This window comes from Microcoleus sp. AT8-A3, assembly GCF_036705675.1.
Classification (GTDB): domain Bacteria; phylum Cyanobacteriota; class Cyanobacteriia; order Cyanobacteriales; family Microcoleaceae; genus Microcoleus.
In genome coordinates, this window is sequence record NZ_JAUBVD010000048.1 from 35,032 (window position 1) to 46,841 (window position 11,810).

An 11,810-nucleotide genomic window follows, 5' to 3' on the forward strand; every position below is an offset into this window, starting at 1 on the left:
TTTTTCTCAGGTTAACGTCACATTTGACAAGGAGAAGACGAAACTTTAATAATAGTTCCAAAAAATCTAGACATCGCCTAAATTTAATGTTTGTACACTTTTAATGTACTGGGTTAACTACAAAACCCTCTAGCGAATTTGGGATCAACCCATCTCCGACTGCTTTGGGGCCAATATTCAAAGAACCCTTGACATCGGCATTTATGAATCGTCCAGTTTGGGTTCTGAACAATCCTCTTTTTACCCTACTGCCAATGTAGTCGGAATGTTGGTGAATTGGTTCCAAATCCCAAGCTGAACATTTGGATGTGTAACTCTCCTCAACTAACCCAACTTGAATTCCCGCAAGTTGTCCTTTGTACTGCAACATTTGCACAAATCGGCGATGGGGAATACGGGAAAAATTTAGATTGTCAACTTTACCAGTATTAATCCCATCTTTAAAATCCTCGTTCCAGCCTATAGCCCAATACGGTTCAGTTAGTTCTAAAAAAACAGATCGTGCGTAGTGCGTAGGTTGGGTTGAGGAACGAAACCCAACATTTTCGCTACAATTTTCCTTAAGCCAAGCGTATTGGCCTATAGCCAGCAAGCCAATTTGATGATTAACGAGTTCTTTAATAATTGCGGAACTCGTCGTATGGAGGTAGTAATCGACTTTACAGTTACGATTGTGCCACAATCGGGCTAGTTTTTTACTGTTTTTTTGCGCTACGGGCAGCAATAATTTCAATGCCGATGAAACTTGATTGCAGTATTGGTTTCTGGACTTAACACCCCGTCCCTCGTAGATTGTCGGTACTAACCCACGAACATTGTAGGTTAATGTTGCCATATTGTTTAATCCTAAATCTATGGCAGCGACTCTCCGATTAACTTGTAAAGGCTGTTCTAACTTTTCATATAGCACCTCGACAACATAACAACCTACTTTGGGAACAATCCGGATTTCCAGAATCGATGTCACTTTTGAGGGCAACCAAATATTAGTCCCAGAGGGACGATCGTATCCTTTTTTTAAGGCTCTTTTGCTGACAGCTTGACAATTAAATACAACTACATAGTGCCCGTCCTCTCTTTTTAGCTCTCTTGAACCTTTGTCATGAGGGATTTTCGGTGCGGTTTTAAACTTAGTTTGGTCTTCCCGATCGTTTCGCACCGCCATATAATAGCTAGTCCATGCTTTTATCACTAATTTGATCGCTAAGCCGATCGTGCTTTGTGCTACTTTTGCGGGCAGTGCTTTGTAATCAGGACTTGTTTTGAGCGCGCGATCGACAGCCAGAGCGTTTCTTTCTTGGCTAGCGAAAAACTTTTGACGGTAGATGTAATTAGCGTTATTGTAAAAATTTTTGCACAGCCAAGACAGTCTATCGGCTTCTCGATAAAACCTATGATTTGGTTTAATGATGTGCCTTTCGACTAACTCCATAATCGGTATATATACTTTAATTCAAGATGATACACTGTATTTATGAGTGTGTCAATCTTTTAATTTCTGGAAAAATTGACGTTACAAGTAAATAAAGGACTATCAAGTAAGCAAAGTTTTGTAATACCCTCCTTGTTGCAGGTTCTCATGTCAATTCGTCAAGTTTTCGAGCAATCCATTGAAATTCGCGCTGCTGCTACCTTGGTGGAGCAATGTATAGTCGATCGCACTTTAATGCACAAGTGGCTCAATCCCCTGCTACGCTGCGATCCCCAGGGCGAATGGGATACTGCCGTAGGAAGTCGCAGCTTATTTATCATAAAAATTCCTGTTTTGCAACCCTCTTTAGAAAGTGTTGTGTTGGAGCGACAACCAGGTTTAATTGTTTGGGGGTTTGACGGATTTTTCAAAGGATGCGATCGTTGGGAATGCCAGCCGCAAATCCAAGGTACTCTCTTGATTAACCGCTTTGAATTTCAAATTCCCAATCGTTTAATTAGATTTGGTTTCAATCGTTTTGCAGCCCCTTGGACAGAAAAAGATATGAAAGACCAACTCCGCCGACTAAAGCGGGTAGCCGAGCAACTATCTCAAAGAATGGGTAAGGGGTAATGAATAATGGGTAATTGGGAACTTTTACCCTCGCGTAGCCGAAGAATTGGGAATGGATGATGAGTAATTGCTAATAGCTGAAAGCTACAGCTAATACGAAAAAAAGCACCCATTCCCAATTTCCAATTCCCGACTCCCCCTTCCCTCCAACTTCAGTTATTTACTTCGCACTTCCCGCTGGATTGGGCTGACAAATCATTTCTCTCGCCGAATTCACGGCTTGGTTAGCCGTATTTTGCAAAGCCGGGGAATTTTGATACAAAGCTTGCAAATCTTGCACATCTTTAATCACTCGTTCGTAGATAGCCATCGCTTGATTGCCGTCAACTTCTAAAGCCGCAGGGCTGTAATTTTGCATTACTTCAATCAGCGATATTTTGCCATCTTTGGAAGCTGCGACTAAAGCATCGCGCAGTGCGGGCACGCTTTGAAGCCGAGCAGTCGGCGCATAAGCAACCTCCCCCAATTGTTTGAAAACTATTTCCCCAAAATAAGTGCTTGCTAGCCGCGCTACTAATTGGGAATCTAAAGGCACTTCTCGCGTTAATATTTCGCGCACCGACTCGGGAGTTTGTTTCGCCAGACTCAGAACGCTTTGCAGTTGAGAGGAAGCCTTGCCAGTTTGTACAAAGCTTTGCAAATCGCTCATCGGTAGTGTTACGTCAACAGCACCGTATTTTACGGTAACATTATCTAATGCAAAGGCTTTGCCGCTGCTTAGGAATACTGCACTTGTTCCCAGCAAAAGCGCCAAACCTAATGATAAAGACTTTGACATTCTTTTGGTTAAATGGACTGACAGCGATTGCATTCCGTTGAGATAACCTTGTTGAAACTGAAAGTTCATGAGTTTGTGCCTCTTTAGGTCAAAATACTTTTTAGATCGCTCTTCTGTGCGGATATCTGTGCGGATATCAGTCGGGAAAGTCGAATCGGGATTTGCGTAAATGACCTATGATATTACAGTCAAGTCAAGGAAATTCAACCTATCAAAAGATAGGTTTTAATTGACAATTAATATGTTATAGTTAATTTTTTGCCAAATTTTAGATCCCATGGCAAAAATGATAAAAGCGAAATTTGGTCGTCAGGCAGCAGTTTATTGAGTGTCACTTTTATGTCTTATAGTGTGCTGTGCGACATATAGCGAATTTAAGTTCAAAGATCCCGATCGAGCCGATCGACCAATTGGCGAATTCTAGCAGCATCAGGAGCATTCGGAGCATTTCTCAGGTATAATTCCAGATCGTGGCGCGCTTCTACCAAGCGTCCCAGTTGATAATAGAGAATTCCGCGATCGCGCCGTTCCCCCAGCGCATCGGGAAACAGCAGCAAAATCCGTTCAATCGCCAAGAGTACCCTCACAGCATCTCCCTGTTGCAAGTAAATAGCCTTCAGATTTCCCAGCATTCGTCCCAACAAATGTCGGCGACTTACCGGGGCGAGAAAAGTCGTCTGCAACTCCATAGGTTGCCCATAAATTTGAGAAAGTCGGGCTTGACAATCTTCAGGAAATAAGATTTCGCCGCCGTTAAACGCATCAACAAAAATACCAGCATCTTCAAAATCCGGTCTAATTAAAAAATGTCCTGGCATCCCAATTCCCACCATCGGAAAATCAATCCGCTTAGCAACCTCCAAATAAACCAAAGATAAAGAGATTGGAATGCCAGTACGCCGATCGAGAACTTCATTCAAAAAGCTATTGCGCGGGTCGTAATAATCAACATCATTGCCCGCAAACAGCAACTCCCCGTATAAATAGGCGTTAATAGTTTGAATAATCCGCAGCGGATAATTCTGTGTCGGCAGGCGATCGCGCACTTCATCTGCGATCGTGTCAAGAGCGTTGAGATACTCCTCTGGCTCTAAATTTGGGTATTCTTCCAAAGCCATATAAAGAGCAGCTTTCGCCAGGTCGATCGAGCCATCAGGCTGATTTATTTCTCGATAAAATAGTTGTCGGGCGATCGGAAAATCCATATTTATGATTTATTTGATTTTAATTGACATTTTATACGAATATCCAGTTGCCCAAAAAAATATTAAAAACATCTCTCTTCTCTTCCTCTCTGCGTTCTCTGCGCCCTCTGCGGTTCAAAAAAAACAGTCTTGTATGTAACGCGCACCTTACAGCTTAACTTTTAACCTTCAAATCCCGTGACTTTTACCAATCACCCAACTGCGGCGAAAAATCCGAGCCAGAGTCGATTCTTCCAAAGCAAAATAGATAGGGCGGCCGTGAGGACAAGTGCGCGGATTGCGAGTTTGCTGCCATTCATCCAACAAATTTTGCATTTGGGAAAGACTCAAAGGAGTACCGTTTCGCATAGCACTACGGCAAGCAGTCGCAACTTGAGCCGCTTGTAAATCTGCGACTTTACTGAGTTCAAAAAGCGCATCCGCACAGTCATCTCGATCGGCTAACAATTCAGGAACTTCGCGGGCAGCCCATAGCTGTTCCCCAAAACTTTCTACTTCCAAACCCAAGCGAGATAAATTCTCAATTTGCAGTGCAGATAATTGACTGAGAATCACTGGTTTTTCGAGACATTTTAGCTGCCAAGCCGCGCACAATTGCTCGTACAAAACGCGCTCGTGAGCGATGTGTTGTTCCACCAACCACATTCCGCTGGAATGTTCGGCAACAATGTAAGTATTGTGAACTTGAGCGATCGCCCTCAATTCCATCAATCCTATTTTATTAGCTTTTTCCTGTTCGCCGCCGTCATCATTCTCCCTAGCCGAAATCCCGACACTGTAAGCACTTTTTTGTTCCGACGCCTTCAGCAATTGTCCCACTCGATCGGGAATAGGGACAGGCGGCAAAACATCATCATTCAGGTGCAAAGCACGAGTAATTGCCGCGCTAACTTGCGCTTGCCAAAAACTCGGATCGTGCAGATAAATTTCAACCTTAGCCGGGTGGCGGTTCCAGTCGATTTCCGAAGGGGAGATTTGCAGGTGGACAAAACACACGGGATAGCGATCGCGCGGACAAGTGCGGGCAAAGGCGCTGAGAATAGTTTGCTCTAATTCGGGCGATCGCACAACTCGCCGGTTCACCCCAACTTTCACCCAATCCGGCCGCCTGCGGTGACAGCGATCGGGCAAACCAATTACTAATTCTAAAAACTGGGAATTAGGCATTTGGAATTGGGAAGTAGCAACTGGGAATTGGTAATTAGGTTTAACTGTAGCGCCCACAAGTTGAGTTTCTAGCAAGAAATTTGCTGCTTTCTGATTTTGAGGACTCGCCGGCAAATCTAACTTTAAATACTGCAAATCGCTCGATCGCACACCGCGCACGAATTGAGGTAAAAGTTGTTCCGCTGTGCTACCAGGAGTTACGTGCAAACAAGGCGTATTTCCTTGACGCAACTGCCAATTAACGTGCGGGTGACAAATAGCAATTTGCTGAAGAGTTAATTGGATCGATCGCATTTGCTGTGCCGGCGACAAAAAACTGCGGCGCACAGGCCAATTGCCAAACAAATTATCAACAGTCACCACCGTACCAGGAGCGATCGCCGCTGTTTCCACCTCTACAGCAACGCCTGCGTTATTGTAAACCACCCGCCAGCCCGATCGAGCATTTTCCATTCCCCCCTTGTTAAAGGAAGATTTGGCGGGGGTTGGCGCCGAATCTTGATTTTCCGAAAAATCCCCCAATCCCAAATCATTCGATCGGCTCAAAACCTCCAAACAGCCCAACTGAGCTAAACTGTGCAAAGCTTCCCCACGAAATCCCAAAGTAGCAATTTTGTAAAGGTCAGCTTCCGTGGTAATTTTGCTCGTACTGTGAGGCGAAGCCGCCTGCTGCAAATTTTCCAGATCCATTCCCGTACCATTATCTGCAACTTGCACCCGCCACTGTTCGGGCCAGACAGAAACAACGATGCGAGTTGCGCCAGCATCCAGAGAATTTTCAACTAATTCTCGTACCGCGGAGGCGATCGAGTCAATCACTTCGCCGGCGGCAATTAAATTGATAACTTCTGTGGGTAAGGTTTGAATAGTAACTGGCATCAGATTTTTAGCATTTCGTTAATTCAATTCTACTAGATCCTGCAAGTCGCTATACAGTATTAGGACTTAAGCTTTTCAACCCGGTTCATTAGAAAAATCTTGTGGGATACCAAGATATCTACTCATCAACCAAGTCTCTGACGCTTAGTGAGAAACTCCTAAGTATATATCTTCCTACCTACTTATTTTTGCTCTGCTAAAACCATATTTTTCGGCAAGCGAATGTAAAAAGTTGTTCCTTTTTCGTCCTCTGACTCATAAGTAATTTGCCCTTTGTGAGCCTCAACGATCGACTTAACAATTGCCGTTCCCAACCCAGTACCAGTCCGTTTACCATAAGTCACAAACGGTTCAAATAACTTGTCCTTAATTGTCGGCGGAATGCCGGGGCCGTTATCGTAAATGCTAATTTCTGCCCACTCCTCAGTTTGTGTCACCGCAATCTCCACCCGCCCCCCTCTTCCGCCAAAAGCCTCAACAGCATTCCCAACTAAATTTTGTAAAACGCGCAAAATCTTATTCTCGTCCGCTTCCACTATCACTTCTGTCACCCGTACTACCAAATCTACTTTTGCTGCTTCAAAATAAACTCTGTTCAACTTTTGAAACTGCTGCAACGTCTGAATTAGATTAACTGGTTTTTTATTTAATACAGAATTCCCACGCGAAAATTCTAATACTTCTTCAGCCATCCCCAACATTCGATGAACCTGCAATTGAATAAGTTCACACCACTCCTGAGTTTCCTCATCCGGGTGCATTTCTTTGAGCATTTCACTAGAGAGTTTTATTCCGGTAAAAGGACTTTTGAAATCGTGAATAATTGTACTCACCATTTCTCCAACCAATACCATTTTTTGTTTGTGTACCAATTGGCTAACATATTGATCCGTGGTATCCCGTAAATTTTTAGTAATGAAACTAAACATTTGCATCACCGAACTGCCTTTAGCAAACTGGAGAGTTGTTATTAGTTCTTCACGGGCTATTTTGGCCAAAGTCGATCCTGCAACTGCAACAGCTCTAGCACTGCGAGGCTCTCCGTCTAAAACTCCGAGTTCGCCAAAATAATCGTCTGGGTTAGCGACAGCAACAGTTTGATATTTATGATTTTCAATCCGCTTGCTAAACTCGACTTTACCTTCTAAAACTAGATATAAAAAATCCGCTGTTTCTCCTTCTTCAAAAACCAGCGTTTCCTCAGCAAAACTCTCCAAAACAGCTATTTGGCAAAGGTGAGCAGCTTGCTCTGGTTCAAAATAAGACATAAATCGATGAGAGGCCAGATCCATGTGAAAATACCTGAGACTTAATTTAACTACCAGCCGGGAAGTCCCTCGGTATATTTAGAGGGGATTAATTTGAGCGCTGCGCGAAGTACCCCGAATAAATTACGCCCGCGTGATGGAAAGAAGCGTCGGGTGTAGGTACGGAAACCGACAATTATTTCTTTTATACCCATTGATGATCGGGAAATACTCTGATACTATATTAGCAAGTGGGGGTGGAACTACCTCACTATAAAAAGCATGAGAAAAAAAAGGAAAAAGAAGCCTGCGGTCTAACTGTACTCAGTTGACCGTCAGGTTTGTTCACTAAAATACAATACTGCTTTAATCTGGCTCTCTTTTCTAGCCTCCGAGGCTTTGACGCAAGGATTAGCGTCGGGATGGAGAGCCAGACTAGCATAGCAGCACCAGCAATCTCACCAAAATTCTCAGTTAATTGACTAAAATACATAAATTGTACTATTTTTGAGATTTAAATTCGATGTGGGGGGGTTCTCCGGCCACCTCAGAAGATTTTAACTGTAGAGAGATCGTGTAATTTAAATGCCGATCGACCAAGTTTACAAAAATTAACGATCGCCCGATAAAACGATCGCAGCATTCTGCCCGCCAAAGCCAAAACTTAAACAAACCGCATTTCTGACAATAGCCGATCGCGCACAGCGAACAAAATCTAATTCAAACCCCGGTTTTTTCATTCCCACGCAAGGCGGCAACATCTGATATTTAATACTCATCAAACAAAAAGCCACGCCCAAAGCTCCCGAAGCTCCCAAAGTATGACCCGTCGCCCCCTTAGTCGAACTAACAGCAACTCCTGGGTGAAATAACTTCTCAATTAACAGTGCTTCGTGTCGGTCATTTAACTCAGTTGCAGTACCGTGAGCATGAATAAAATCTATATCAATCGCAGCTAAATTACTGCGTTTCAAACATTGATTTACCGCCGCGATCGCACTTTTCCCCCCCAGCTCCGGCGCATTAGCATGGCAAGCATCATTTGTCAAGCCAAAACCAGAAACTCGACCGTAAATTTTAGCACCACGACGCCTTGCCAACTCGGCCGATTCTAATACAAATAAAGCCCCGCCTTCACCGAGCACAAAGCCTTCCCGATTTTCATCAAAGGGATAGCACCCATTGTTTGCCAAAGCACCCATCCGGCTAAATCCAGCCAGAGTCAGCGGTGTGATAGGCGCTTCCACAGCACCTGCGATCGCCCGCTGACACTCACCAGTGCGGATTAAATCAACAGCACGGGCGATCGACTGTATGCCCGTCGCACAAGCAGCCATCGGCGCCAGCACCGGCCCCGTTGAGCCAATTGCCCTCGCCCCTGCGATCGCCCCCATGTGAGGCAAAAAATTCACAAATTGACAATTAGTAATCGGTAATTGGGAATTGGGGATTGGGAATTGGGAATCGATAATTGGGAATTCCTTTGCTTCTTGCGACTTCCCTCTTCCGAATTCCCTCAGACTTCTTTCAACTTCCGTCTTTCTTCCATCCGTTACATCCGTTACACAATCCGTTGCCGAACTTCCTTCGCTAGCCAACAGTTCCAAATTTGCCTGGAAACCTCGGCTAGAACCGATCGCAATCCCGCAATCTGGCAAAGGCAAAGTCAAATTAGCATCTTGCAAAGCATCTGCTAAAACCTGCCGAATTAAAGTTATTAAATCCGCAGGTTTTGTGCGAATTAAAGCCAAAGGTTGCGGCTCAATTTTCAGAAAAGGTTGATGTTCCCGAATTCCCGACTCTCCAGACAGCAGTCTTATCCAGCTAGTTTCCAGACTGCCTAAACTCGAAACTAGACCAATTCCAGTAACAACAACATCCATTCACTAATGACTAATGACTGATGACTAATGATATCTATTCCGGTAACACCGGAATGCTATAGAGGACACGGCAGAGCCGTTTCTTGCGCGCCAGATTAATTGTAGGGACACGGCAGTGCCGTGTCCTGACTGTGGGTAAGATTAATTCCGATGCTACCGGATTTGATATGACTAATGACTAATCACTAATGACTAATCACTAATGACTAACTTCAGCTAACAGGCTTAAAATTTTCCAAACCCTGAGTAACAGTAGCCTTATCAATGCGATCGCCCGCTTCAATCTTATCAACAACATCCATCCCTTGCTTCACGTACCCAAAAACTGCATAGCTACCGTCCAAAAACGGTACATCCGTCAAAGTAAAGTAAAACTGAGAAGAAGCCGAATCAGGACTCTGCGATCGAGCCATAGCCACAGCCCCGCGACTGTGCATCAACACGGGTTTCTCCTTAACCCCAGCTTCTTGTAGCGTCGCGCTGTAAGTCGGATTGGCAGCACCTTGAGCTTTAATTTCCAGAGGAATCCTGCGTTCTACAGTAGTTTTCGGGTCAATAAAACCGCCAGTTCCCAGCCGCGCCGTAGGGAATTTAGGGTCTTTACCCTGGGGATCGCCACCCTGAACTACAAAAGGCTGAGGTTCCCGCACGACTCGGTGAAAAACCAGCCCGTCGTAGACACCTTTCTGAACCAAATCGACAAAATTGCCCGCAGTAATTGGCGCATTTGTGCCGTCGAGTTCGATCGTAATAGGAGCACCTTTAACCGTCATCACCACCGTTGCTTTTCCGTCCAAGCGTGGCAAATTGCTAAATTGCGAACTCGCCGCTACAGCAGCAGCAGGAGAAGGAGACGGAGACGGAGACAAAGAAATATTTTCACCCGACACCGGATTCGATGTCGGAGTCGAGTTTGCCACAGGGGAACTACCGCATCCTCCGACAAACAACGCGCCAATTATTAAAAGTGAGAACAACCACCGCTGAATTTTGATTTGCATTTGCATTTGTATTTCACTTTGAGTCAATTACGGACTTTGCAACTAAAGATTTTAATTCAATAGTCCGGAGTGTTTTTAGTTCGCAGTCTGAAACCCGCGATTTTCCTTTGGTAGCGAACTTGCCTTGGAGCCTTGAAAGCCTTATTCTACGGTTGGCTATCAAAAACTGTCGGAAGTATTGTTAATTGATAGATTCAAAAACTGGTAACAGGCTTACTCGCAGATAAATCTTTTTCACTTACCAGGTAGGTAAGGTGCGCGGCCCGGCGCACCCTACGAGACATTACCAATCTCAGATATCAAATCGCCAATCGCAAATCCCTAAAGTCCTTCTAGGGGAACTTGCAAAAATCGAGCCAATTCGGCCGCTTGATTTTCCACTTCAGACAAAGCAATCGGCTGTCCGACTCTAGTCAGGGGAAACTGACGGCGGTCTTTGAGCTTAAGATAAATACTGCGGCGGGGATTGAGACCTTCTTTAATGTCTACCCGCACAGATTGCACCTCCGATGTCTTGCAATTAAAATCAACTTTGCGGTTTTTGCCGGGAAAACCCCAGCGAAAGATCCGAATGTTACCAGTTTGGCGATCGAACTCGTTGTAACCGCCACCGACATCCCAGAGAATAGTCAGCCACAGGTAGAGCGCCAACAGCACGCCACAGACACCGTAGAAACCCATCGCAATGCCTTGGGGGATGAAAATGAGCTGAGTCGGGTCAGCAAAAGGCAGCAGGTTAACGTGCAAGTAGCTGGAAATGCCCGACAGCAGGAAACCAGTCCCTCCAATGCTGACCACCGTCGCCCACCAGTAATTGCTGAAGCGGCGGGAGCCCAAAACCGGGTAGCGCAGGACAGGATCGATCGAGGTCATTGTTTTTGCAGTCATAAAATTAAACAGCCTTAAAGCCAAATCTTAATTCAATTAGCCCACCGAGCGTCACCCTTCGGCTACGAGATCGCGATCGATCGGGATTGTCCTCAACCACCGCCACCTCGCCCCTGGGCGACGAAGGGTCAGTTCGATAGTTGCTGAGCATCGTCAACCAAGATGGCCTTCCTCTCAACCACCCTTTCATCGAGTACGCCTCTAGTGGGGGAACTCTGCTGTTCTAGTTGAAAAATTATGAACTTCTAATATATAGTTATGTTAACTTTAATTAGAAACCTTGGTCTTTTAACAAGCAAAAGGATTTTACCCCAATGACAATCGCAGTCGGACGCGCCCAGAACGAAAGAGGCATATTTGATGTCCTCGACGACTGGCTCAAACGCGATCGCTTCGTCTTCGTAGGCTGGTCTGGCATCCTGCTATTCCCCTGCGCCTACCTAGCCATCGGTGGCTGGCTAACAGGCACCACCTTCGTCACATCCTGGTACACCCACGGTTTGGCAAGCTCCTACCTCGAAGGAGCCAACTTCCTCACCGTAGCAGTCTCCACCCCAGCCAACAGCCTCGGACACTCCCTGCTGTTCCTGTGGGGCCCCGAAGCACAGTGGGACTTCACCCGCTGGTTCCAACTCGGCGGGCTGTGGACATTTGTCGCCCTCCACGGCGCCTTCGCACTGATCGGCTTTTGCCTGCGTCAGATTGAAATCGCCCGTTT

At 45.4% G+C, this 11,810-nt stretch carries 9 protein-coding genes and 1 pseudogene; 2 read left to right on the plus strand and 8 right to left on the minus strand.

All coding sequences use genetic code 11. The annotated features are described in order from the left end of the window. Nucleotides 1-100: 100 nt before the first annotated feature. Nucleotides 101-1,432, minus strand: coding sequence for a transposase (locus QUB51_RS23115; protein ID WP_333057573.1), 1,332 nt, complete (start codon nt 1,430-1,432; stop codon nt 101-103). A 147-nt stretch (nt 1,433-1,579) separates the two neighbouring features. Between QUB51_RS23115 and QUB51_RS23120 the strand changes: the two genes are divergently transcribed. Continuing rightward, nucleotides 1,580-2,044: an SRPBCC family protein gene (locus tag QUB51_RS23120; protein ID WP_333057572.1), complete on the plus strand. Its 465-nt coding sequence runs from the start codon at nt 1,580-1,582 to the stop codon at nt 2,042-2,044. A 160-nt stretch (nt 2,045-2,204) separates the two neighbouring features. On the opposite strand, the gene QUB51_RS23125 is transcribed toward QUB51_RS23120, so the two are convergent. The 7 genes from QUB51_RS23125 to QUB51_RS23155 form a co-directional block, all read right to left on the minus strand. Further along, nucleotides 2,205-2,891, minus strand: coding sequence for an alpha/beta hydrolase (locus tag QUB51_RS23125; RefSeq protein WP_333057570.1), 687 nt, complete (start codon nt 2,889-2,891; stop codon nt 2,205-2,207). A gap of 311 nt (nt 2,892-3,202) precedes the next feature. Then, a complete protein-coding gene (locus tag QUB51_RS23130; protein ID WP_333211570.1) occupies nt 3,203-4,027 on the minus strand; it encodes a transglutaminase family protein in 825 nt (274 codons plus the stop codon). 168 nt (nt 4,028-4,195) lie between these two features. Beyond that, nucleotides 4,196-6,073, minus strand: a complete 1,878-nt coding sequence (mutL, locus tag QUB51_RS23135; protein ID WP_333263554.1) for a DNA mismatch repair endonuclease MutL — start codon at nt 6,071-6,073, stop codon at nt 4,196-4,198. A gap of 182 nt (nt 6,074-6,255) precedes the next feature. Next, nucleotides 6,256-7,365 (minus strand): ATP-binding protein, encoded by a 1,110-nt coding sequence (locus QUB51_RS23140; protein WP_333057564.1) that lies wholly within the window; start codon nt 7,363-7,365, stop codon nt 6,256-6,258. A 566-nt stretch (nt 7,366-7,931) separates the two neighbouring features. After that, nucleotides 7,932-9,203 carry a beta-ketoacyl synthase N-terminal-like domain-containing protein gene (locus QUB51_RS23145; protein WP_333263557.1) on the minus strand — a complete coding sequence of 424 codons (1,272 nt, stop codon included), beginning with the start codon at nt 9,201-9,203 and terminating at the stop codon, nt 7,932-7,934. A 212-nt stretch (nt 9,204-9,415) separates the two neighbouring features. Next, complete coding sequence (locus QUB51_RS23150; protein ID WP_333211575.1) at nt 9,416-10,210, minus strand: peptidylprolyl isomerase; 795 nt, start codon at nt 10,208-10,210, stop codon at nt 9,416-9,418. 315 nt (nt 10,211-10,525) lie between these two features. Then, nucleotides 10,526-11,092 carry a photosystem I assembly protein Ycf4 gene (locus QUB51_RS23155; protein ID WP_333057558.1) on the minus strand — a complete coding sequence of 189 codons (567 nt, stop codon included), beginning with the start codon at nt 11,090-11,092 and terminating at the stop codon, nt 10,526-10,528. Between the two features lie 314 nt (nt 11,093-11,406). Here QUB51_RS23155 and QUB51_RS23160 point away from each other — a divergent pair. Then, nucleotides 11,407-11,810, plus strand: a pseudogene (locus QUB51_RS23160) (photosystem II D2 protein (photosystem q(a) protein)); the annotation flags it as partial.

Excerpts from the sequence above, each read along its gene's own strand:
- QUB51_RS23115 (WP_333057573.1), bottom strand. The coding sequence starts at position 1,432 with ATGGAGTTAGTCGAAAGGCACATCATTAAACCAAATCATAGGTTTTAT.
- QUB51_RS23120 (WP_333057572.1), top strand. The coding sequence starts at position 1,580 with ATGTCAATTCGTCAAGTTTTCGAGCAATCCATTGAAATTCGCGCTGCT.
- QUB51_RS23125 (WP_333057570.1), bottom strand. The coding sequence starts at position 2,891 with ATGAACTTTCAGTTTCAACAAGGTTATCTCAACGGAATGCAATCGCTG.
- QUB51_RS23130 (WP_333211570.1), bottom strand. The coding sequence starts at position 4,027 with ATGGATTTTCCGATCGCCCGACAACTATTTTATCGAGAAATAAATCAG.
- mutL (WP_333263554.1), bottom strand. The coding sequence starts at position 6,073 with ATGCCAGTTACTATTCAAACCTTACCCACAGAAGTTATCAATTTAATT.
- QUB51_RS23140 (WP_333057564.1), bottom strand. The coding sequence starts at position 7,365 with ATGGATCTGGCCTCTCATCGATTTATGTCTTATTTTGAACCAGAGCAA.
- QUB51_RS23145 (WP_333263557.1), bottom strand. The coding sequence starts at position 9,203 with ATGGATGTTGTTGTTACTGGAATTGGTCTAGTTTCGAGTTTAGGCAGT.
- QUB51_RS23150 (WP_333211575.1), bottom strand. The coding sequence starts at position 10,210 with ATGCAAATGCAAATCAAAATTCAGCGGTGGTTGTTCTCACTTTTAATA.
- QUB51_RS23155 (WP_333057558.1), bottom strand. The coding sequence starts at position 11,092 with ATGACTGCAAAAACAATGACCTCGATCGATCCTGTCCTGCGCTACCCG.